Genomic DNA, 21320 nt, shown 5'->3' on the forward strand with positions numbered 1-21320 from the left:
GGCTGCTCGAGGCCGGCCTCCTCCCTCCAGAAGGGCGGGGTGCCGGCCTCGCTGCTTCTACAGCCTCCGCTTTGAGGGGACGTGCGTGCTTGGTAGCATCCGCGCCATGTTTCTCGTCACGCTCGAGGAGAAGGGCGGTGGTACCGAGCAGATCGAGTTCGAAAAGAACGAGATCACCATCGGCCGCCTCGCTGGTAACGACATCGTCCTCGCCAAGGGCAACGTCTCCAAGTGTCATTCGAAGATCGTCGAGAAGGACGGCAAGCTGATCGTCGTGGACATGAAGTCCACGAACGGCACCTTCGTGAACGGCAAGAAGATCGCCGGGCCGCAGGTGGTGAAGCCGGCGGATCAGATCTTCATCGGTGATTACATCATCAACGTGGAGCCTCTCGAGGACGCGCCGCCGATGACGCGCACCGCGGCCCCCGAGGAGGAGTACTACGAGGAGGACCAGGGCTACGACGACGGTGGGCAGGAGCAGGGCGCCTACGAGGAGGAGCCCTACGAGGAGCCCGCCCCCGCGCCGCAGTCCAACGCCAACGCGCGCATGCCGGCCTCGCTCGCCTCGGCGCTGGCGAAGAACAAGAAGCGCGTGGACCCGCGGCTGGAGGCCTATACCCGGCTCCAGAAGGAGATCCACGACCGCCTCATCGAGTACCTCGACTTGCGCCGCATGGACATGGACCGGCTCGGCGACGACGAGCTGTGGCGCCGCACCGAGAAGGCCATCCGCGACATCATCGATCAGATGGAGGCGGATGGAGAGCTCCCTCCCGAGGTGGACCGTGAGGAGCTGCTCACCGACGTCATCAACGAGGCGCTGGGCCTGGGGCCCCTCGAGGCGTTCCTCGCGTCGGATGAGATCAGCGAGATCATGGTGAACCACGCCAACCAGATCTACATCGAGCGCAAGGGCAAGCTCGTCCTGTCCGAGAAGACGTTCAGCTCGAATCAGGCGGTGCTCGGCGTCATTGAACGCATCGTGGCGCCCATCGGCCGGCGCATCGACGAGTCCAGCCCGCTGGTGGACGCGCGCCTCAAGGACGGCAGCCGCGTCAACGCCATCATCCCGCCGCTGGCGCTCAAGGGTCCCTGCATCACCATCCGCAAGTTCAAGAAGGACTCGCTGAAGATCCAGGACCTCATCAAGTACAAGACCGTCACGGCGCAGATGGCCGAGTTCCTGGAGATGTGCGTCAAGGCGCGCAAGAACATCGTCATCTCGGGCGGTACGGGCTCGGGCAAGACGACGACGCTCAACATCATCAGCTCCTTCATCCCCGAGGACGAGCGCATCGTCACCGTGGAGGACGCCGCCGAGCTGCAGCTGCCCCAGGACCACTGGGTGCAGCTGGAGAGCCGCCCGCCCAACCTGGAAGGCAAGGGCGCCATCACCATCCGCGACCTGGTGAAGAACTGCCTGCGCATGCGGCCGGACCGCATCGTCGTGGGCGAGTGCCGCGCGGGCGAGACGCTGGACATGCTCCAGGCGATGAACACGGGCCATGACGGCTCGCTCACCACGCTGCACGCCAACACGCCGCGCGACGCCATCGCCCGGCTGGAGACGATGGTGCTGATGAGCGGCATGGAGCTGCCGGTGAAGGCCATCCGCGAGCAGATCGCCAGCGCCGTTCACCTCATCGTGCAGCAGACGCGCTTCTCGGATGGGACGCGGAAGATCTGCTACATCACCGAGATCGCCGGCATGGAGGTGGACATCGTCACCCTCCAGGACATCTTCTATTACAAGCAGGAAGGCTTCACGGAGGACGGGAAGGTGCGCGGGCGCTACGTCGCCAGCGGCTTCGTGCCGAAGTTCTACGATGACCTGCAGCGCAAGGGCATCCCCGTCAACATGAGCATCTTCCGCGAGGACTGACGCCCCCATGCCTACCCTGGTCATCCGTCACCCCGACGGCAGAGAGAGCGAACACGAGCTTTCCGGTGAGCTGAAGATCGGCCGCCAGGAAGGTCAGAATGATCTGGTCCTCGCCGAGGGCGGTGTGTCTCGCCGCCACTCCCGCTTCTTCGAGGAGGGCGGCAAGGTGATGGTGGAGGACGTGGGCAGCGCCAACGGCACCTACGTGGATGGCCAGCGCATCACCGGCATGACGGTGCTGACGCCCAAGTCCCAGGTGCAGCTGGGCGACTACCAGCTGCGGCTCAAGGCGGCGGGAGTCCGGCCCACGGGGGTCCGCAAGGCGGCGAAGCCCGCGGGCGAGGAGCCGGAGCTGCTCGGGGGCGACAAGCCGGCCTCGCGCAACGCCACCCAGGCCATTCCCGCCCTCAAGCGTCCGGCACCCGGTGGCGCCGGGGGTCCGTCCGCGCTGGCCCGGCGTCCCAAGCCGGCGGCGGGCGCGGCGGAGGGCGAGGGCGGTGGGGGCCTGGTGCTCAAGGGCCTCACCGGTCCCTGGGCCAACCAGAAGTTCCCCGTGAAGGGCAAGCTGATCATCGGCCGGCAGGCGCCCGCCTCGGTCGTCTTCGAGGACGACTCGGTCAGCCGCAAGCACGCCGAGGTGGAGGCGACGCCCGGGGGCGTGGTGCTGCGCGACCTGGGCAGCGCCAACGGCACGCTCGTGAATGACGAGCCGGTGGGCACGCAGCAGGTGGTGCTGCAGCCCGGAGATCTCATCACCTTCGGCATGGTGGAGGTGGTGGTCGAGAGCGCGAGTGGGGGCTCGAACCTGCCGGCGCGCCGCGGACGCTCCGAGGTGCCCACCCGGCGCGGTCAGGCGGTGGGCGCCGAGGCGGCCGAGGCCGAGGACGCGGCTCCCGCGGCGGCTGCCCCGGCCTCGCGCAAGCGGCTGCTGGTGGTGGCCGCCAGCGTGGTGGGCGTGCTGCTGGTGGCGGGCATCGTGAAGAACACCACGGGCGGCGGTGGTGGCGCGGGCGGGGGCGCGGGTGGCCCCGTCGCTCCGGTGAAGAAAGGCCCGCCGCCCCCGAATCCGGCCGAGCAGGTGCAGGAGTTGCTCAGCAAGTGCCGCTCCTACTCCTCCACGGAGCTGGGCAGCGAGCCGGACTGGCAGCGGGCCGAGGGGGCCTGCTCCAAGGCGTTGGACCTCGATCCGATCAACGCCGAGGCCAACACCCTCATGCGCCGCATCAAGCTGGAGAAGGAGTCCGCCGAGTTCTTCGCGCAGGCCGAGAAGGCGCTCGTGCGGCAGAAGGAAGAAGAGGCGTTGGACCTCTTCAAGAAGATTCCCAAGGACAGCTCCTACTTCCGCCGCGCCAAGCCCAAGGTGCAGGAGGCGGTGATGCAGGTGGAGAAGCGCTCCCTGGACGACTGCAAGCGCTACCTGCGCGACAGCCAGTGGAGCCCCGCGGTGCCCCGGTGCGAGCGCTACCTGGGCTTCGCCTGCCAGAAGATGTCCAAGGAGGACCTGGAGCCGCCCATCGGCTTCACCCTGGTGCTCGACAAGAAGAAGCGGCTGGGGCGCACCGAGTGGCGGCCCAAGGACAAGCTCTACCTGGACTTCCTCATCGCCCGCAAGAAGGTGGACCCCAACGCCACGCCCTGGCACTGCCCGGTGTCGGAGATCTTCTTCGAGGACGAGGCGGCGCCGGATCCCAAGAAGCAGGTGGAGGAGGTCTTCAAGCAGCGCTACCCCCACAAGTTCCTGGTCGCGGCGATGATCGACTACTGGTCCGGGCGCGGCAACGAGTCCGTCGTCACCCTGCAGAAGCTGCGCTCCAACTACGAGCTGGCCAAATACCACGGCGACGCGGACAAGCTGCAGACGGACGTGAGCAACGTGGACCAGCTCTTCAAGATCGGCCAGGGCCTGTTGCAGAACGAGGACGTGGAGAAGGCCGCCGAGCCCCTGCAGGAGGCGCTCGACGTGGACAAGCGGCTGATGGCCGACCTGGCCGAGTCCCGTCCGTCCTTCTACCGGCGCAACATCCAGCAGGACATGGCCGCCAAGGCGATCTCCCGGGGCAAGTACTGGGATGACCGTGGAGATCAGCGCCGCGCCTGCCGCATCTGGAAGCTCGGCTTCCACTTCTACGCGGGCAATACGGACCTCAACTCGCAGGTGGGCCGGTGCTCCTCGCGCGGCCTCAAGGCCCTCAAGTCCGCCCAGACCTGCGAGGATCTGGATGCCGTGATGGACCTGGCCGTCCCCGGCGACGGGCTCGAGGAGAAGGTCGCCGCCACGAAGAAGGAGAACGGCTGCTGAGCCCGGGAGCGCCCGGGAGCGTTCACGGTTCGCTCCCGGCGCACGGCTGGCATGGACAGCGGGGCGGGGGCTCGATTAAGGCCGGGGGCCTATGGTCCCGAGCCCTTCGAGCGGTGCGCCCCGCCTCGTCCTGATCGACGCCTCCAGCTTCATCTTCCGCGCCTATCACGCCATTCCCCCCCTGACGAACCGCCAGGGCGTGCCCACCAACGCCACCCTGGGCTTCACCCGTCAGGTCCTCAAGGCGCTCAAGGAGCTCCAGCCCACCCACGTCGCGCTCGCCTTCGACAAGGAGAGCCGCGCCGAGCGCCAGAAGATCGACCCCAACTACAAGGCCAACCGGAAGGACACGCCGGAGGACCTGGCGCAGCAGTTCCCCTACATCCGCAAGGTGGTGGAAGCCCTCAACCTGCCCGTGCTGGAGGTGGCCGGCTGGGAGGCGGATGACGTCATCGGCACCCTGTCCAAGAGCGCCAAGGCCGAGGGCTTCTGCGTCCTCGTCGTCACCGGCGACAAGGACTTCGTGCAGATCGTCGATGACGACGTGCACCTGTACGATCCCCAGAACGAGCGCCACACGACGCCCGCCGAGGTGAAGGAGCGGCTGGGCATCGAGCCCAAGCAGATGCGCGACTACCTGGCGCTCATCGGCGACGCGGTGGACAACGTGCCCAAGGTGCCGGGCATCGGCCCGAAGTCGGCGGTGGAGCTGCTGCACCAGTTCGGTGGCGTGGACGCGCTGCTCGGGCGGCTCGACGAGGTGAAGAAGCCGAAGATGCGCGAGGCGCTCGCCGCGCACCGCGAGAGCCTGCTGCGCGCGCGCGATCTGGTGACGTTCCGCACGGACCTCGAGCTGGGCGTGTCCATCCAGGAGCTCGCGCGCCGCGCTCCCCATGACGAGCAGCTGCGCCAGCTCTTCGCCGAGCTGGAGTTCTCCGCCCTGCTGCGCGAGCTGCCGCCGAAGGGGGCCACGGGAGCGCCCACGGAGGAGGCTCCGAAGACGGCCGCGAAGCTGCCGGCGCAGACGGAGATCGTCACCACGAAGGAGGCGCTCCAGGCCGTGGCCGCCGCCATGCGCGAGGCGGGCTCCGTGACGCTGGTGCCCGCCTACGAGGGCCTGCCCTTCGCGGGATTGCTGGTGGGGCTCGGGGTGGCGCTGAAGGACGGCACCACGCGCTATGTGCCCCTGGCCCACGACGGGCTCGGCGTGGAGCAGGTGCGGCCCGCGGACTTCAAGGCGGCCCTCCAGGGCGTGCTGGAGGACGCGGCGGTGAAGAAGGGCGGGCATGATCTCAAGGCCCTCTGGCTGTTGCTCAACCGCGAGGGCATCCGGCTCCGGGGAGGGGAGAACGACGTCGAGCTGCTCAGCTACCTGCTGGATGCCTCGCGGCGCGACCACAGCCTGGAGTTCCTCTCCCGCGAGCGGCTCCAGGTGGATCTGCCCGAGCTGCCCACCACCAGTGGCCGCAAGGCCCGCGCGCTGAGGGAGCACACCCCCGAGGAAGTGGCCCTGGCGTACGCGGTCCGCGCGGACGCGGCGCGGCAGCTGGCCCCCGGGCTGTGGGAGGAGCTGGAGCCCCTGGGCCTGGCGACGCTCGCGCGCGAGCTGGAGCTGCCCCTGGTGCCGCTGCTGGCGCGCATGGAGTCGCTCGGCGTGAGGGTGGACGTGAAGGTGCTCCGGGAGATTTCGGAGAAGGTGGGCGCCGACTGCGAGCAGATCGTCAAGAAGATCCACGGGATCGCGGGGCACGAGTTCAACGTGGGTTCCAACGCTCAACTGGCCCAGGTGCTGTACGACGAGAAAGAGCAGAACCTGCCCATCATCAAGAAGGGCAAGACGGGCCCCTCCACGGACCAGGAGGTGCTGGAGCAGCTCGCCGAGAGGTTCCCGGAAAATCAACTGCCGCGCGCCATCATCGAGTACCGCTCGCTCTCCAAGCTCAAGAGCACCTACCTGGACACGCTGCCGGAGCTGGTGGCGAAGGACGGACGCCTCCACACCACCTTCCACCAGGCGACGGCCGCCACGGGCCGGCTGTCCTCGTCCGACCCGAACCTGCAGAACATCCCCATCCGCACCGAGCTGGGCATGGAGATCCGCCGTGCCTTCATCGCCGAGGAGGGCCACCAGCTCGTCTCGGCGGACTACAGCCAGGTCGAGCTGCGGCTGCTGGCGCACATCGCCGAGGACCCCGTCCTCATCGACGCCTTCGCCCGGGACGAGGACATCCACAGCCGCACGGCGGCGGAGATCTTCGGGGTGGCGCAGGACCAGGTGACGAGGGATCAGCGCCGGGTGGCCAAGACGGTGAACTTCGGCATCGCCTACGGCCTGAGCCCGTACGGCCTGTCCACGCGGCTGAACATCCCCGAGGAGGAGGCGCGCGACATCATCGAGCGCTACTTCACGCGTTACGCCGGCATCAAGCGCTACCTGGACGAGACGGTGCGGGTGGCGAAGGAGAAGGGCTACGTGGAGACGCTCTTCGGGCGGCGGCGGCCGATGGCGGATCTGCGCGCGAAGAACCGCCAGATCGTGCAGGCGGCCGAGCGCGCCGCCATCAACATGCCGATTCAAGGCACGGCGGCGGACCTCATCAAGAAGGCCATGCTGGCGGTGGAGGCGGATCTGGAGAAGCAGGGCCTGCGCACGCGGATGCTGCTGCAGGTGCACGACGAATTGCTCTTCGAGGCGCCCGAGTCCGAGGTGGACGCCGTGAAGGAGCTGTCGCGGCGGTGCATGAGCTCGGTGATGCAGCTCAAGGTGCCCCTCAAGGTGGAAGTGGGGGCTGGAAAAAACTGGGCGGACGCGCACTGACGTACGCGCCCGCCCGGAAAACAACGCCGACCCGTCCGGCCGTCAAGACAGCTCGCGTGAACCCCCGAACACGCGGCCTCCACGGCGGCCACTCCTTGTGCGCTCACCGCACCCCCGCGCGGGAACGCACCCCCTTTTCGCGCCTCGGGCCCCCCATGGCCCGTCAGCGCGCCCCCTTCAACCGCCGGCTCTCGGATGGCTCCCAGTCTCTGGAGTCATCAAGCCGGACGGGTCGGCACCCCCTCAACTCAATGCACCGCCACCCGGCCCTCGTCCGAGGCGGGCTTCTGGCGCTCCGCCACCGAGGGCTTCTCGAAGAATTGGACCACCAGGCCCGCGAAGGGCACCCGCGGACGCGGCGCCAGCGGATTGGCCAGGCGCTCCAGCACCGCCACCGCCGAGTCCACCGCCTCGTCCAGCGCCTGATTCACCACCGCCCGCTCCGCGTCGCCCCCACCGAGCGTCTCCACCGCGTCCACCAGGCAGCGGCGCAGCGCCGTGAACTCCTCATGCAGCGCGCGAGCCCCCCGCTTCGGCGCCAGCCTCAGCACGGCGCGCGTCCGGCCCCACGGGCTGCCTTCCTTGCCCTCCAGGCTCCGGCCCACCTCGCGGATGAAGGGCTCCACCACGTTGTCCAGCTGGTTGAGGACAGGCGCTCCGCCCTTGCGTCCCTCGGCGGCGCGCACCCGGCGCCATGCCGCGGCGAGACGCTCGGGCTGCCCCACGAACACCCTCGCCACCCCTGCTCCCCGCCGTGCTCGTTCCGTCATTCCGTCCTCCGCTGGCGCCGTCTTAAGCAAACCAGTTGCCAGCGCTCGCACGCGGCCGGTGGACAGTGAAATCAGCCGTTTGGCGCGACTCCCCGAAAGGAGCCCGCCAGCCGGGCTGTAGATTTTGCGTGAGGGGAGAAGAGGAGAGTGCGGCGTGGGTCACGCTGTCGCGTGCGTGGGCAGAGTTTTTCCCACGCGAGGGCGGCCGCGCGGCCCCGGGTTTAGTGCACCGTCGGCTTGGAAGGACGAGGCATGGCTTCCTCTTCGTCCTCGAATTCCGGGCCCTGCGGAGAAGACGGCTCGTGCCACTCGGGGGCCGCCGCGTCCGAGGGCTCGGCCAGCTCCGAGGGCTCGGTCAGCTCGGCGCGCTCGGCGGGGGGGGGCAGCGGGGGAGGGAGCAGGTGGCGCTGCTGGGCGAGCTCCGCCTCGAGGGCCGCGCGCATCGCCACTTCCTCCGCGGCCTCCTGCGCCTCCATTTCGGCGAAGCGCTCCGCCTTCTGCTTGCGCCGACGCACGTAGGCGGCCACCACCAGGCCGGTGGCGCCCAGCCACAGTAGCGCCTCACTCGTCGTCAGCGGCAGCCAGCCGTAGCGCCCCGCGAGCCCATCCCGCCACGCCAGCTCCTCCACCCACAGCGAGGACTTGAAGGCCTTGCCGAAGGCCTGCTCGAAGGGCTGGCCCGTGGCCACCTCGTCCACCAGCCGGCCCATGCCCTCGGGCCCGTGCTTCGCCGACAGCCACGCCACGAAGGCCGCGCTCTGCGCGTAGGCGATCTCCACGTCCGAGGGCAGGTCCGGCCAGCGGTCGTACAGGTGCTCGAAGCGGAAGATTCGCTGCTGCGTCACCGCGCGGAACAGGGCCGCGTAGTGCGTCATGGACCAGTTCTCGCCGGTGATGTTCTGCGCGAACCCCTCCTGGAACCAGCGTGGCCAGCTGCCCGCGAGCTGTCCCAGCGCCACGTGCGCCAGCTCGTGCCGCAGCGTCACCATGCCGTCGGGCGCCGCCAGCGACAGCGCGTTGAGCAGGACGATGCGGTGCGTGGGGTAGGCCAGCGCCGCCGCCCAGCCCGGAGGCGCGCCACCGGGCAGCGCCAGCGCCTCGAACTCCTCGCGGCCCACGCCCACGCGAATCTCCGTCTCCCCCGGCCAGTCCCGCCCGAGCACGCCCACGAAGCCGTCGCGGATGGACTCGATGCTGCCGGCGAGCTGGCGCGCGGAGCCCTCGGCCCTCGCGGTGTAGAGGATGTGGAAGCGCGGCGTGTCCACCTCGCCCACCACCAGCGCCGGCCGGGGCATGGGCACCACCGCGGGCTCCGCGCCTCCGTTGGCGTGGCCGGCCTCGTGCCTCGGGCCGGGCAAGTCCTCCTGCGCCCCCGCCAGGGGTGACAGCAACAGCGTCAGGAGCAGCAACAGGTGGCGCATGGGGGCCTCACGTGCCCCCAGACATAACAGCCTCGATGGCCGCCGCGCCAAGCCCCTCGACACGCACCCGTTTGCGACGCGAGGTGTCACCGGCCGCCAGCGTCACCTGCCGCTTGGGCACCCCGAGCGCCTTGGCCAGGAACTCGAGCAGGGCGGCGTTGGCCTCGCCGTCCACGGGCGGGGCGGCGAGCTGGATTTTCAGCATCCCATCGTGCTCGCCCACCACGCGGGTGCGCGAGGCGCGGGGCTGTACCAGCACGGCCAGCTCCAGCGCGCCGGGCACTTCCTTGAGCCAGGAGGCGGCCACGGGCTACTCGCCGTTCTGCGCCTTCTTCTGGGTGAGGTACGCCACGTTGTCCTCGACGCGGGCGTAGTCCTTGTCGGCGAAGGTGCGCCCGGTGAACGTCTCCAGCAGCTTCTGGTGCGCGTCCACCACCGACTTCACCTGGGACTCGAACTGGGCGCGCTGGCGCTTGAGCTCGTTGATGTCCTCGACCACCTGCACCAGCCGCTGGTGCGCGCCGTGGACGATCTTCTCCGCCTGGTGCTCGGCGTCGGCGAGGATGATTTCCGCCTCCTTCTTGGCGGCGGCCTTCATGTCCTCGCTGATGCGCTGGGCGGTGACCATGGTCTCCTGGAGGGTGCGCTCGCGCTCCAAGTGCTGCTCCAGCTTGAGCTGGGTGCGCTTGAGCTCCTCCTTGAGGGAGATGTTCTCCTTCACCACCTCCTCGAACTCACCGGCGATGAGCTCCAGGAAGGCCTCCACCTCGCGCTTCGTGAAGCCCCGCATGGCCGTCTCGAAGCGCTTCTGCCGGATGTCGAGCGGGGTGATCTTCATGCACCCCAGTATAGGCCAGCCCTAGGACTTCTCCAGGAACTGCTCCCCGAGCTCCTTGGCACGGCGGGTGGCGGCCTCCACGGCGTTGATGAGGGTGGTGCGCAGCCCGCCTGCTTCCAGGGTATGCAGGCCAGCGATGGCGGTGCCGCCGGGGCTCGTCACCTGGTCCTTGAGCTGGCCGGGGTGGGCGCCCGTCTCGATGAGGAGCTGGGCGCTACCCAACACCGTCTGCGCGGCCAGCTTGAGGGCGGTGTAGCGGGGCAATCCCACCTTCACCCCCGCATCCGAGAGGGCCTCGATGATGAGGAAGATGTAGGCGGGGCCACTGCCGGACAGGCCGGTGACGGCGTCCAGGAGGTTCTCGTCCAGCACGGTGGTGGTGCCCACGGACTGGAAGATGCGGGTGGCCACCGCCAGGTCCTCCTCGCTGGCGTGCTCGCCCGGGGAGAGCGCGCAGGCCCCCGCGCCCACCAGGGAGGGGGTATTGGGCATGGTGCGGATGATGCGCGCCCCGGAGCCCAGCCGCCGCTCCATGGCCGCGATGGGCACGCCCGCCGCCACGGAGATGACCAGCTTGTGCGGATCCACCTCCGGCGCCACCTGGACGAGCACCTTGTCCAGGGCCTGCGGCTTGACGGAGAGCACCACCACATCCGCCTCGCGCACGGCGGCCAGGTTGTCCAGGGTGGTGCGCACCCCGTAGGTGCGAGCCAGCGTCTCCAGGCGCTCGCCACGGCGCCCGGTGGCGATGAGGGATTCGGGCCGGGCGGTGCCGGCGCGCAGCAGGCCCTTGATGAGCGCCTCGGCCATGTTGCCGGCGCCGAGGAATGCGATGGTCCGTTCGAGCATCCTCTCGATTTACCGTGAAACGCCGCTGCCCGGACGCGCCGTGTAAAGGGGGGCTCGCGGCTACCGTCCGGTTGCGAATTTCTTGACGGAGGATCGGATCGTGGGACCTTGACACCCGCTACAGGCCTGTAGCGCCTGAGCGGAGGGACCCATGACTGCGGCGGCTGCGACGAACTGGAACTGGCGGACCCTGGAGAACGTGGAGGTCGAGTGCACCCACTGCGGGGTTCGCATGACCGGGCACGCGGGGCCGCGAGTCAAGTACTTCCGGTGCGGCTCGTGCCACCGCTGGGTGTCGAGCGTCTATACGGACGTCTTCCGCGCGGACGCGAAGATGCGCACGCACCCGGTGAAGGAGAAGACGGACGCGGACGAGCGCTTCATCGCGGTGAAGGACCGGCTGGAGGCGTGGCTGGCGGCGATCGACGATCAGGACCCGTACCGGATTCTGGGGGTGTCGCCGCTGGACTCGCCGGACGTGGTGAGGGCGCGCTTCCGTGAGCTGGCGCTGGAGCGGCACCCGGACCGGGGTGGCTCGGAGGCGAAGATGCGCGAGCTGAACGTGGCGTACGAGAAGATCCTCCGCCACCGGCAGCGCAAGCGGATTGAGGCGCTGGAGGCGGGCGCGCCGGTGCGCGAGGCCACGGTGCTGCCCGCGCGCAGCCGGTAGGCCGCCGGGTCCCCCAGCCCGAGGAGCGGGAGGCGGCTTCGGGCGGGGTAGTATCGGCCTCCATGAGTCAGGACATCCAGGCACTCCTCTGGTCCTACGGGTATGTCGGCATCTGCGTGGCGGCGGGCGAGGGGGCCGTGCGGCTGGGCCTGTCGCGCGAGCTGGCGCGCAAGGTCATCCACGTGAGCGTGGGCTTCTGGATCTTCGGCGTGCTGGGGCTCTTCCACAATCCGGCGCTGGCCGTGGTGCCCTCGATGACGGCGGCGGTGGCCAATTGGGTCATCCATCGCAAGCGGCTGCTGAAGGCCGTGGAGGCAGAGCCCGACAACCTGGGCACCGTCTGGTTCGCGCTCGCCTTCTCGGCGCTGGTGTGGCTCGCGTGGGACAAGCCCGCGGCCGCGGCCGGAGGTGTCATGGCCATGGCCGTGGGTGATGCGCTGGCCTCGCTGGTGGGCCGACGCTTCGGGCGCCACCGCTACGAGACGCTCGGGGGCGAGCTCAAGAGCCTGGAGGGCTCGCTGGCCATGTGCGCCGGCACCTTCGTGGCCGTGCTGGCCACGCTGACGTGGATGCCGGGCATCGCGCCGGACATGCCGAGGGTTCCGCTGGCCGCGCTGTGCGCCGTGGTGGCCACCTGCGCCGAGGCGCTCGGCACCAAGGGCCGCGACAACCTCTGGGTGCCGCTGTCCGCCGGGGCCGTGCTGTACCTCGTGCCGCCCGCACATGCCTCGGGGCTGGGCATGGGGGCCGTGGTGGCGCTCGTCATCGGCGTGGCATCGTGGGCGCGGGGCTCGCTGACCCCGAGCGGCGTGTTGGGCGCGCTGCTCGTGGGTATTCCCGTGTTCGGCTTCGCGGGCGCGGTGGGGACGGCGGCCCTGCTCGGCTTCTTCGTCTCCTCGAGCGCGCTCTCCAAGTCGTTCCGCTCCCGCAAGGCCGGCGTGGAGGAGGAGTACGCCAAGACGGGGACGCGGGATCTGGGGCAGGCCCTGGCCAACGGGGGCGTGGCCGCGCTCGCGGCGGTGCTGCTGGGCACCACGGGAGATCAACGCTACGCCCTGGCCATGCTGGGTGCCCTGGTCGCCGCCAACGCGGACACGTGGGCCACCGAGTTGGGAGTGCTCTCGCGCTCGCCGCCGAGGCTCGTCACCACGTTGAGGCAGGTACCGCCCGGAACGTCCGGCGCCGTGTCGGGAGCCGGGATGCTGGCCGCCACCGCGGGCGCCGCCTTCGTCGGGCTGGCCGCCGTGCTCGCGGGAGCCCGGTGGACGCTCGTTCCCTGGCTCGTGTTGGCCGGAGTGGTGGGCTCGCTGGTGGACAGCCTGCTGGGCGCCACGGTGCAGGACGTGCGCTATTGCGATGCCTGCGCCCGGGAGACCGAGCGCCGCGTGCACCGCTGTGGCCGGCCCGCTCGCGCCCTCCGAGGCTTCTCCTGGTTGGGCAACGACACCGTCAACGTGGTGGCCACCGCCGCGGGCGCCCTGCTGGCCTTCTGGGCATAGCGCGCGGCGCGGTGAGCAGAGACAGAGAGAGATGGACCGACCGGGAGTCGAACCCGGCCCACCAGACGTGCAAAGCCCGGTTCCGCCCCGGCGGTCAGCCCATGAAAACGACGAGTGGAGTCACCGGGAATCGCACCCGGATCTCCGCCTTGCGATGGCGGCATCTTCCTGTTGGACGATGACCCCGAATTACGCGAGCAGGGAGTCGCACCCTGATCTCCGGCGAGTCATGCCGGTGCCCTGCTGTTGAGCGACTCGCGTGTCTGTGAATGGAAGTGGTTTCGAAGTAGGGACGAGCGGACTCGAACCGCTATCACCCGCTTATCAAGCAGGTGCTCTGCCTTTGAGCTACATCCCTATCAGCCACGAGCAATCAGACGCGAAATGCCGCGGATTCCTGACGCGGCGCGGTCTCGTCCGTCAGGAGTCTCCCGGGGACGCGGCCTCGCCCCTGCCCGCGCGCAGCAGGTAGAGCCAGAAGAGCGCCCCGAGCGTGAGGCCCAGCAGGCCCTTCGCCCACGAGGCGAAGAAGTCACCGGGGGAGACGAAGCCCTCCACCACGGCGATGAGGGCGAGGAAGGGCGCGCAGCCGAGCACCAGCTTCACGGCCTCGCGCCCGCGCTGCTCGAGGGCCTGGGAGCGGGGCAGCTCGCCGGGGTCGATGAGGGCCTGGCCCACCATGAGCCCCGCGCCCCCGGCGATGACGATGATGGACAGCTCCACGGGCCCGTGGGCGGCGATGAAGTCGAACAGCTTGGGGCCCATGCCCTCGTGCACGCACAGCGCGGCCACCGAGCCCAGGTGCACCCCGTTGTTGAGCAGCGCGAACACCGTCCCCAGCCCCAGCAGCAGGCCCGAGGCGAAGGTGACAATCGTCACCGTGAGGTTGTTGGTGGCGATGCCCGAGGCCACCGCGTTGGGCGGCGACACCGTGAGGATGCCGTCCGTCCACATCTCCCGGCGGGCGATGAAGTCACGCAGGTGCTCGGGGACGAGCAGCTCCGCGCCTCGGGGCTCCAGCCACACCACCGCCGCCCCGAGCAGGATGCCCAGCAGGAAGAGGCCAGTGCTGGCGGCCACGAAGGCCCCGTTGGCGCGCAGGGTGCGTGGGAAGTCGCGGCGGAAGAAGGCGAGGGTGGCCGCCAGCCGCTCGCGCGGAGGCTGGTAGATGGCGGCGTAGGCCTGGCCGCACAGCTGGTTGAGGAAGCGGTGCACGTCCGTGCCCGCGTAGAACGTCTGCGCATGCGCCAGGTCCGACGCCGCCCGGCGATAGAGGACATCGAGCGTGCGCAGCTCCTCCAGGCGCAGGGTGCCCACGCGCTGCCGGGCGAGCAGCTCCTTCAGTGCATCCCAGTCGGGGCGGCGGCGCGAGACGAAGGCGGGCAAGGGCGTGGCCACCTCAGCGCTCCGTCCGCACGAGGGCTCTCAGGAAGGCCTCGGTGGACGCGGGCGAGGCGAGCACACGCGTCCGCTCCGTCTCCTCGAGCCCTCCATACCGCTCCACCAGTTTCGTCCCCAGGCGCGTCCGGGCCGCCGGCTCGAACTGGGGCGCACGGGCGAGGAAGGAGAGGAGGAGCTCCACGTCCTCGGCGGCCAGCCGCGCGGTGCGGGTGGGCGAGGGCACGGCCGTGGGCTCGGCGGCGGAGGCCATGTACTTGTCCAGGTCGATGCGCTCCTCGCGCACGAGGATCGTTCCGGCCAGGAGGTCCCCCAGCCGCCGGTGCTGGCGCGTGAGCAGCACGCTCAGGACCCCGACGGCGTAGATGCCCGGCAGCGAGTCCACCACGCGCACCAGGTTGCGCACCGCGCTCTCCAGCACGCCCACGGGCGAGCCATCCACGCGCACCACCCGGATGCCGACGAGGCGCTTGCCCGGCGTCTGCCCGTGCATGAGCACCTCGGCCAGCGTCCAGTACACCCACTGCGTGGCGAACATCCCCACCACCAGCAGCGTCTGCGCGATGCCAGTCAGCCCCTGGAAGAAGCCGAGCACGTCACTCACCAGCAGGGTGAAGGTGAAGTAGGCGACCACCCAGAAGAGGAAGATCAGGCACAGGTCGGCCAGGTAGGCGAGGCACCGGTAGCCAATGCCCGCCACGGGCAGCGACAGCGAGACGCGCTCGGGTGTGGCGACGTCGAGGCGCGGGGATGCGGCGGAATCCATTGCCCTGGAGATTACCCGGAACACGCTCGCGGGGCCGCTCTCCCGTTCTTCCTCTCACGGGTGGCCCGTCCCTTCGTCAGGCCAGTCACCAGGGCAGGTGCCCCATCGTGCCGCCCTCGCTGCACACGCCGTGAGGGCATGGTCAAGGTCATGAAGAGGGACAGTGGACTTCCACTACAGCCAGAGGAGGCGGAGATGGCGGACATGGATCGGCCCGAGGGGACGGACATCAAGCAGGGCGATCAGCAGGAGCAGGGGCGGCGCGCCACGGGAGTCGATCTCCAGGCCCGGCGCGAGCAGCGCAGTGAGACCCGCCGCAACCAGACCTTCAAGAACTTCTTGAAGAACCTCATGGTCATCGGCTCGCTGAACGAGGAAGAGGCGGAGCGCGCCGCGGTCTCGGTCCTCTGCGTCCTGGAGCAGCGGCTGTTCGGCGAGGAGGCGGCGCACCTGGAGGCCCAACTGCCGGGCAAGCTCCAGGATCTGCTGCTGCGGTGCGAGCGGCACCTGGGCAAGCCGGCCAGCAAGTTCGGCCGCGAGGACTTCATCCGCATGGTCTCCGAGGACCTGGACCTGGAGGCCTTCGAGGCCGAGAAGCGGATCCGCGCCGTCTTCGCCGCGGTGAGGGATCAGGTCACCGAGGGAGAGATCGAGGACGTCATCGGTCAGCTGCCCTCCGACATGCGCGACCTGTGGCAGCGCGCCATGTGAACGACGAAGGGGGCTGGAACGACTCCAGCCCCCGCTTCCGTGTCCCCGGTCTGCTTGCTCCGCCGCGCCCCCCTGGAGAGCGGCCCCTACACTCAGGGTAGCGCGGCGATAGGGACACACCAGGGCGCCCTCCGAGGCCGCTCCCTGTCCGCCGCCCCTTGCGTCCACGGGGGAGGGAATCGCCAACCACCCGACACTTCAGGAAGGGTTGGGTATGGCCGTGCACAGTCAGCGGCAAATTGGCGTGGCTCGGGACTGGACGTATGCCATTCGGATGGACATTCGTGGGTAGCCCCGGTCGCACAGTGGGTGAACCGGTGGTATGGTTGGGTCGGATCTTTCCAGTCAGTGGAGGAGGTGCGGCCCGGGAGAGCAAAAACGTCAACTGGTTGTGGTTGGTGCTGGCCGGTAGGACGGAAACCCTTGCGGATATGCGCGCCCGACCCACATCTGGAGCCGCTGGGTGAAGCCAAGGCCGAATGCAGTTCGTCTCAAAAAAAGGGCTGTACGCCATGACGGCTGGGGGGCCCTCGCATGGCAACGAATCAAGCTGAAGTGCGTGTGGGATTGTTGGAAGGACCGTGGGCGGCCTGGCAGGGACTGGCCGATGGGCTGCGGGGAGAAGGTCTGAGCGTCTTGTGGGTGACCCGGGACGTGAGGACACTCCTCGACGGCATCGGGACGGATCCGCCACAGGTGGCCATCCTGGACGTGGAGCCGGAAGGCGCCGCGGACATGGGTTGCTCGGCCACGGAGGGGCTCAACCTCTTGCGCGAGGCGCGCAAGCGCCGGCTGGAGGTGAGGATGCTCGTGCTGTCCTCGGCCAACGCCCAGGACTTCGTCTCGCAATGCTTCGATGAGGGCGCCTCGGGCTACCTCTTCCGGCAGAGCCTGACGACAAACGCGGTGTGCACGGCCGTCAATGCGCTGGTGCGCGGGGAGAAGCTCTTCCCGGTGCAACTGCTGCGCAACGACTTCGAGCACCCACCGGTGCCGACCGCCACGGCGAGCGTCCTCCTCACCCTCACACAGCGCGAGCGCGAGGTGCTCGCGTACGTGGCGGGCGGCGCGGACAACCTGAAGATCGCCGCGCACCTGCAGATCGCCGAGCGGACAGTGAAGTCGCACGTCACGCAGCTGTACCGGAAGCTGGGAGCGGAGAACCGGACCCAGCTGGCGTTGCGTGCGTGTCACCTGGGGGTCCGGCCGCCGCCGGATCTCTAGCGCTTCGGGCTTCGCCGGGAACGGACTTCACCCCGTCGTCAGTTCCCGGCCATCCAAGCGTCAGACCCCCCTGGCAGATCGTGGTGCGTGACACCACTGTCCCGGCCCATCGAGGGCGCCAGGAGGAGGAGGGTGATGAACGGGGTCGTTGGTCTGGAGACGCCGCGCAGTGGGCTGGCGCTTCCAGCACCGAGGAAGCTCGAGCGGGGGCCGGGACGGGCCTTCGCTCGGGTGCGCATCGGTCAGGTGCCGTTGGACATGGGACCCCTGGACGAGGTGCTGCGAGCCATTGAAGGGCTCGTGGCGGCGGGCCAGGGCGGACGGATTGTCACGCCCGACGTGGAGCAGGTGGCGCTGGCCCAGGCGGACGCGGCGTTGCGCGAGTCGCTCGCCACGGCGGAGCTGTCGCTGGCGGGTGGCCCGGCGCTGGTGCGGGTGGCGCGGATGATTGGCGCGCCGCTGGCGGAGCCTCGCGCGGGCGCGGAGTGGTTGCCGGCGCTGGCGGGGCTGGCGAAGGCGAAGGGCTGGCGGGTGCTCGTGGTGGCTGAGCGGCCGGGCGTCGCCGAGTGGAGCGCGTGCGCGCTGCGGGAGCGCTACGGGCTGCTCTCGGTGGGCGTGGCCGCGCCGGGCATGCCCGAGGACGGCCGGGGTCCGTGGGTGGACCGGCTGCTCGAGCGCATCGCCCTGACGCGGCCGGATCTGGTGCTGGTGTCCCTGGAGTCGCCCCGGCAGGAGCGCTTCTGCCAGTACGCCGCCGGGCGGCTGCAGCCGGCGGTGGTGGTGGGTCTGGGCCCGGCGCTGGAGTCGCTGCTGGAGGGGCGGCGGGTGTCGCGCCCCTGGGGGGTGCTGGGCTCGGTGGCGCGGTGGGTGCGCCGGAGCCTGGCGTCCCTGCGGGTGATCGCGGCGGCGCGGGGCTGACTCAGGGCCTCGCCAGCGTGAGCACCGAGGGCACGCGCTCCGGAGCCGCCAGCCGCAGCAGGCCGTAGCCGATTCCGGCCAGTCCCATCATCAGCCCCGGGGTCTGCGTGCCCCGGGGCAGTCCGCAGAGCCAGCCGCGCTCGCGTCCGTGTTGGAGGACGCGGGCCGCGCGCTCGAGGGCCGCGCGAATCCACCGCGGCTCGCCGAGCACCTCTCCCGCCAGGTACAGCGGCTCCACGTTGCCCAGGTCTCCGTGGCACAGGCAGTGACTGCCGCCGAAGCCCTCGCGCAGCGTGGTGGTGAGCGCCGTCTCAAGCTCCGCGCGCACTTCCACGCCGTCCAGGTGCCGCAGCGAGCACAGCCTCCCGAGCGCGATGCCCGGTGCGCCATGGCACCACGTCAGCATGAAGCCCGAGCGGGGATCGCCTTCCATGCCCGCCTCCGGCTCGCGCAGGTCCCTCCAGTTGCCACGCTCCGGTACGAAGAGCGCGCGCTCGTAGGTGAGCGCCTGGAGCGCGAGCTCGCGGTAGCGCGGATCGCTCGTGGCGGAGGACAGCTCCAGGAGCGCGTACGCGATGCCCGCCGCGCCGTGGGAGAAGCCCGACAGGGGCCGCTCTCCCGCCGAGCCCTTCCAGCCCACGCCGCCCTCGGGGCACGGCTGCGCGGTGACGACGAGCCGCTCCCCGCAGCGAATCGCCGCGTCCAGCGGCCGCGAGTCCCCCGTCTTCGCGTGCAGCCCGAGCAGCACGAGCGCGCAGCCCGCGGAGCCGCTGAGCAGATCCAACCGGGTGTCGGCGTCGATGAGGGACTCGAGGGCGGGAATCCCGGTGAGCACCTCGTCCAGGAGGGCCGGCTCGTTCCAGAGGGTGGAGAGGTGGCCGAGCACGTACGCGGCGGAGGTGCGGCCGACGAAGGCGCCCACGCCGGCCTCGTTCGGGTCGGGGTTGCGCCAGGCGTCGCGCACCGTCTCCAGCGCCGCGCGGGCGAGCTCCTCGAAGTCCGCGCGCCCCGTCTCCCGGGCGAGGTGCGCGAAGAACATCGCGAGCCCACCAAGGCCCTCGTACAGGTCGCTCCCGAGGGGCGCGAGGCTCCAGCGCCACTTCCCCAGGTCCTCCAGGTTCATGCCAATCCAGGACACGTCCTTCGTGCCCCGGATGGCCTTGGCCATCAGGTCCTCGCCGATGGCGGCCGCGGCGGCGAGACACTCCTCGCGCGTGGCGGGAGGCAGCGAGGGGCGCGGCTCGGCGCGGGCGGCGGGACGCGTGGCCCCCCGGCCCTTGTCGAGGGAGATCATCGACTTGCGGATGAGGGACACCTGCCAGGCGCAATCCCTCTCATCCATGCCCGCGAGCCGCTCCAGCACCTCGGAAAGACAGTCATGCGCGAAGTAGTCGCGGATGCAATCACCGGTGCTGCTCCACAGGTGGCGCTCACCGGGGCGCGTGGTGAAGAGGGGAATGTCCCCGAGCCGCAGATCCGCGTGCTCATACGGGACGAGCCGCCGCAGCGCGGGCACGAGGGAGGCCTCGGCCCAGAGGTTGTCCAACACCTTGTCGCGCTCGAGCCCCTCGCGCAGGAAGTCGGGGTGGACGCTCTCCTGGAGCAGGAGCGCGTAGCGCTGGGTGGCGCGCACGATGTGGCGGACCTCGACGTCCGCGAAGGCCTGGAGGCGGGACCCGAGCGCCTCGCGGTGGCCCAGGAGGAGCCGGTAGGTCTCCTCGAAGCCCTGGACGATGTCCTCGGTGAACTCGGAGGCGTCCGCCGGCTGTCCCTGGAGCAGGGGACGGTTGCTGGAGCCGGAGGTGCGGCCCTGGCGGCGGACCATGCGCATGGTGTCGCTGTTCGCGTCCTCCACCATGGGCACGGCGGTGGGCGAGAGCTGTCCGGCCTCTCCGCCCAGCCCGCTCATGTCGACGCCGGCGCGTCCGCTCCGGCCGAAGAGGAGCATGGGCAGCATGCCGATGGAGACGATGGAGCGATCCAACCGGCTCCAGGCCCGCATCACCGCCGAGTCCCCCGCGTCCATGGGCAGCCGCTGGTGGAAGAGGGCTTCCAGGTCCACGAGCACGGGGTACTCGCCGGCGGCGATGAGGTTCTCCAGGTGGAAGTCCACGGCCGCGAGCAGGTGGAGCAGGGCCAGCGAGCTGCCCTGGCGCCAGTAGAAGCGCTGGAGCGCCTCGCGCGAGTCACAGCCCGAGGACTCCACGAACTCGACCCAGCCATGGCCGCCACGGTCCAGCACGGAGAGCACGCGGTGCGGGTGGCGCGCGCCCCAGCCGTTCAGGGACTCGAGGAGCCGCTGGAAGTGGACGTCCACCGCGAGCGACTTCGGCTTGTAGACGAGCCGCAGGCCGGAGCTGAACCGGAGCAGCATGACGCTGCGGCCCTCGCGGTGGAGGTCCGAGACGCCCGTCTGCAAGGCGGCCAGGAAGCCAATGTCCTGGCCCCCGAGGAAGACCTGGCCGAGCTGCTGCCGGTCCGTGGCGATGCGCTCGAGCAGCTCCAGGGTGACGGCGAGCCACCGCTCGGTGCCGGTGGCCAGCAGCCGGGCGAGGACGGGGTACTCCTCCAGCAAGGCCATGTGCACCCGAGGCTCCAGGAAGTGGGTGGTGCAGAAGTGATGGAAACGCTCCTGGGGCGTGTCGCCGGGGAGCAGATCCATCACCCGGGCCACGTTGAGCTCGAGGATGAGGGTGCGGGTGGAGAGGAATTGGAGCCGTCTGGCGAGGCTCTCGAGCAGCGTGGCCTCGGCCTCGGGCGTCAGCAGGGCCTGCTCCAGCCCATAGCGGGCCTGCATCGCGGCCACGACGGTGCGCAGCCGCGCGGCGGCGATCCGCACGAAGGGCTGGAGGAAGCCGGAGAACGGCAGCCCCGGCTTCCCCGGCGCGGCGGGGGGCTGGAGCGAGGAAGGCAGCGGCTCTCCGGCATGCCGCTGCTCGATGACCTCCTCGATGAGGGACACCCAGGAGCCACTGTCCTCCGGCCCCTCTCCCGCGCTCTCGGCACGCAGGAGGATTCGCAGGAAATCCTCCCGGTCGAGCCCGACGCTCCTCAACCGCTCGTCGAGCGTCGCGTCGTCTCCCGACATGAGCTGCCGCCAGGCGCTCATCTGGCGCTCGGCTTCCTCGTGCGCCGGATCATTCCCCGAGGGGGAGTCACCTCCCTTCGCGGTCGCCCGCTCGTGGAGGAACGTCGCTTTCTTCCAGGGAAAGACAGGAGCAATCACTTGCATGTAAGGCACCTGGGGCAGGGGG

Annotated in this window: 16 protein-coding genes and 4 tRNA genes; 8 read left to right on the forward strand and 12 right to left on the reverse strand. The window is 70.1% G+C overall.

What is annotated here, in order from left to right; all coding sequences use genetic code 11:
• Nucleotides 1-106 precede the first annotated feature (106 nt).
• The 3 genes from ACJ8AN_RS24790 to polA all read left to right on the forward strand — a co-directional run bounded on the left by ACJ8AN_RS24790 (nucleotide 107) and on the right by polA (nucleotide 7002).
• Nucleotides 107-1885 carry an ATPase, T2SS/T4P/T4SS family gene (locus tag ACJ8AN_RS24790; RefSeq protein WP_407758004.1) on the forward strand — a complete coding sequence of 593 codons (1779 nt, stop codon included), beginning with the start codon at nucleotides 107-109 and terminating at the stop codon, nucleotides 1883-1885.
• 7 nt (nucleotides 1886-1892) lie between these two features.
• On the forward strand, nucleotides 1893-4184 hold the full coding sequence (locus tag ACJ8AN_RS24795; RefSeq protein ID WP_407757929.1) for an FHA domain-containing protein: 2292 nt from the start codon (nucleotides 1893-1895) through the stop codon (nucleotides 4182-4184).
• 91 nt (nucleotides 4185-4275) lie between these two features.
• Complete coding sequence (gene polA / locus ACJ8AN_RS24800; protein ID WP_407757930.1) at nucleotides 4276-7002, forward strand: DNA polymerase I; 2727 nt, start codon at nucleotides 4276-4278, stop codon at nucleotides 7000-7002.
• 248 nt (nucleotides 7003-7250) lie between these two features.
• Here polA and ACJ8AN_RS24805 read toward each other — a convergent pair whose 3' ends face one another.
• From ACJ8AN_RS24805 to proC, 5 genes are all read right to left on the reverse strand, one after another.
• A complete protein-coding gene (locus ACJ8AN_RS24805; RefSeq protein ID WP_407757931.1) occupies nucleotides 7251-7772 on the reverse strand; it encodes a hypothetical protein in 522 nt (173 codons plus the stop codon).
• Nucleotides 7773-7993: 221 nt separating this feature from the next.
• Nucleotides 7994-9193 (reverse strand): peptidase MA family metallohydrolase, encoded by a 1200-nt coding sequence (locus ACJ8AN_RS24810; RefSeq protein WP_407757932.1) that lies wholly within the window; start codon nucleotides 9191-9193, stop codon nucleotides 7994-7996.
• Between the two features lie 7 nt (nucleotides 9194-9200).
• Complete coding sequence (locus ACJ8AN_RS24815) at nucleotides 9201-9500, reverse strand: DUF167 domain-containing protein (RefSeq protein ID WP_407757933.1); 300 nt, start codon at nucleotides 9498-9500, stop codon at nucleotides 9201-9203.
• A 3-nt stretch (nucleotides 9501-9503) separates the two neighbouring features.
• Nucleotides 9504-10031, reverse strand: coding sequence for a DivIVA domain-containing protein (locus ACJ8AN_RS24820; RefSeq protein ID WP_407757934.1), 528 nt, complete (start codon nucleotides 10029-10031; stop codon nucleotides 9504-9506).
• Between the two features lie 21 nt (nucleotides 10032-10052).
• Nucleotides 10053-10880, reverse strand: a complete 828-nt coding sequence (proC, locus tag ACJ8AN_RS24825; RefSeq protein WP_407757935.1) for a pyrroline-5-carboxylate reductase — start codon at nucleotides 10878-10880, stop codon at nucleotides 10053-10055.
• Between the two features lie 151 nt (nucleotides 10881-11031).
• Here proC and ACJ8AN_RS24830 point away from each other — a divergent pair, with 151 nt between their 5' ends.
• Together ACJ8AN_RS24830 and ACJ8AN_RS24835 are read left to right on the forward strand one after the other, a co-directional pair.
• Nucleotides 11032-11550: a J domain-containing protein gene (locus ACJ8AN_RS24830; RefSeq protein ID WP_407757936.1), complete on the forward strand. Its 519-nt coding sequence runs from the start codon at nucleotides 11032-11034 to the stop codon at nucleotides 11548-11550.
• A gap of 62 nt (nucleotides 11551-11612) precedes the next feature.
• Entirely contained in the window at nucleotides 11613-13049 is a 1437-nt protein-coding gene (locus ACJ8AN_RS24835; protein WP_407757937.1) for a DUF92 domain-containing protein, read from the forward strand.
• Nucleotides 13050-13081: 32 nt separating this feature from the next.
• On the opposite strand, the gene ACJ8AN_RS24840 is transcribed toward ACJ8AN_RS24835, so the two are convergent.
• From ACJ8AN_RS24840 to ACJ8AN_RS24865, 6 genes are all read right to left on the reverse strand, one after another.
• A tRNA-OTHER gene (locus tag ACJ8AN_RS24840) sits at nucleotides 13082-13150 on the reverse strand.
• Between the two features lie 14 nt (nucleotides 13151-13164).
• Nucleotides 13165-13235, reverse strand: a tRNA-Ala gene (locus tag ACJ8AN_RS24845).
• A 4-nt stretch (nucleotides 13236-13239) separates the two neighbouring features.
• Nucleotides 13240-13310 (reverse strand) — tRNA-Val (locus ACJ8AN_RS24850).
• A 26-nt stretch (nucleotides 13311-13336) separates the two neighbouring features.
• A tRNA-Ile gene (locus ACJ8AN_RS24855) sits at nucleotides 13337-13407 on the reverse strand.
• Nucleotides 13408-13469: 62 nt separating this feature from the next.
• Nucleotides 13470-14447 (reverse strand): stage II sporulation protein M, encoded by a 978-nt coding sequence (locus ACJ8AN_RS24860; RefSeq protein WP_407757938.1) that lies wholly within the window; start codon nucleotides 14445-14447, stop codon nucleotides 13470-13472.
• A 1-nt stretch (nucleotide 14448) separates the two neighbouring features.
• Nucleotides 14449-15213 (reverse strand): RDD family protein, encoded by a 765-nt coding sequence (locus ACJ8AN_RS24865; protein WP_407757939.1) that lies wholly within the window; start codon nucleotides 15211-15213, stop codon nucleotides 14449-14451.
• A 195-nt stretch (nucleotides 15214-15408) separates the two neighbouring features.
• Here ACJ8AN_RS24865 and ACJ8AN_RS24870 point away from each other — a divergent pair, with 195 nt between their 5' ends.
• The 3 genes from ACJ8AN_RS24870 to ACJ8AN_RS24880 all read left to right on the forward strand — a co-directional run bounded on the left by ACJ8AN_RS24870 (nucleotide 15409) and on the right by ACJ8AN_RS24880 (nucleotide 18066).
• The gene (locus ACJ8AN_RS24870; RefSeq protein WP_407757940.1) at nucleotides 15409-15924 is read left to right on the forward strand and encodes a DUF2267 domain-containing protein; all 516 of its coding nucleotides are present in this window, start codon (nucleotides 15409-15411) and stop codon (nucleotides 15922-15924) included.
• A 534-nt stretch (nucleotides 15925-16458) separates the two neighbouring features.
• Nucleotides 16459-17148: a response regulator transcription factor FruA gene (gene fruA / locus ACJ8AN_RS24875; protein WP_407757941.1), complete on the forward strand. Its 690-nt coding sequence runs from the start codon at nucleotides 16459-16461 to the stop codon at nucleotides 17146-17148.
• Nucleotides 17149-17283: 135 nt separating this feature from the next.
• The gene (locus ACJ8AN_RS24880) at nucleotides 17284-18066 is read left to right on the forward strand and encodes a WecB/TagA/CpsF family glycosyltransferase (protein WP_407757942.1); all 783 of its coding nucleotides are present in this window, start codon (nucleotides 17284-17286) and stop codon (nucleotides 18064-18066) included.
• Nucleotide 18067: 1 nt separating this feature from the next.
• Here ACJ8AN_RS24880 and ACJ8AN_RS24885 read toward each other — a convergent pair whose 3' ends face one another.
• Nucleotides 18068-21298 carry a type 2 lanthipeptide synthetase LanM family protein gene (locus tag ACJ8AN_RS24885; RefSeq protein ID WP_407757943.1) on the reverse strand — a complete coding sequence of 1077 codons (3231 nt, stop codon included), beginning with the start codon at nucleotides 21296-21298 and terminating at the stop codon, nucleotides 18068-18070.
• Between the last annotated feature and the right edge of the window lie 22 nt (nucleotides 21299-21320).

This window comes from Archangium sp. (assembly GCF_045802675.1).
Lineage (GTDB): Bacteria > Myxococcota > Myxococcia > Myxococcales > Myxococcaceae > Archangium.

Coding starts and splice junctions, on each gene's coding strand:
- ACJ8AN_RS24885 (WP_407757943.1), bottom strand. CDS start 21,298: ATGCAAGTGATTGCTCCTGTCTTTCCCTGGAAGAAAGCGACGTTCCTC.
- ACJ8AN_RS24795 (WP_407757929.1), top strand. CDS start 1,893: ATGCCTACCCTGGTCATCCGTCACCCCGACGGCAGAGAGAGCGAACAC.
- ACJ8AN_RS24790 (WP_407758004.1), top strand. CDS start 107: ATGTTTCTCGTCACGCTCGAGGAGAAGGGCGGTGGTACCGAGCAGATC.
- ACJ8AN_RS24805 (WP_407757931.1), bottom strand. CDS start 7,772: ATGACGGAACGAGCACGGCGGGGAGCAGGGGTGGCGAGGGTGTTCGTG.
- ACJ8AN_RS24870 (WP_407757940.1), top strand. CDS start 15,409: ATGGCGGACATGGATCGGCCCGAGGGGACGGACATCAAGCAGGGCGAT.
- ACJ8AN_RS24880 (WP_407757942.1), top strand. CDS start 17,284: ATGAACGGGGTCGTTGGTCTGGAGACGCCGCGCAGTGGGCTGGCGCTT.
- polA (WP_407757930.1), top strand. CDS start 4,276: ATGGTCCCGAGCCCTTCGAGCGGTGCGCCCCGCCTCGTCCTGATCGAC.
- ACJ8AN_RS24830 (WP_407757936.1), top strand. CDS start 11,032: ATGACTGCGGCGGCTGCGACGAACTGGAACTGGCGGACCCTGGAGAAC.
- ACJ8AN_RS24865 (WP_407757939.1), bottom strand. CDS start 15,213: ATGGATTCCGCCGCATCCCCGCGCCTCGACGTCGCCACACCCGAGCGC.
- ACJ8AN_RS24835 (WP_407757937.1), top strand. CDS start 11,613: ATGAGTCAGGACATCCAGGCACTCCTCTGGTCCTACGGGTATGTCGGC.
- proC (WP_407757935.1), bottom strand. CDS start 10,880: ATGCTCGAACGGACCATCGCATTCCTCGGCGCCGGCAACATGGCCGAG.
- ACJ8AN_RS24820 (WP_407757934.1), bottom strand. CDS start 10,031: ATGAAGATCACCCCGCTCGACATCCGGCAGAAGCGCTTCGAGACGGCC.
- fruA (WP_407757941.1), top strand. CDS start 16,459: ATGGCAACGAATCAAGCTGAAGTGCGTGTGGGATTGTTGGAAGGACCG.
- ACJ8AN_RS24810 (WP_407757932.1), bottom strand. CDS start 9,193: ATGCGCCACCTGTTGCTGCTCCTGACGCTGTTGCTGTCACCCCTGGCG.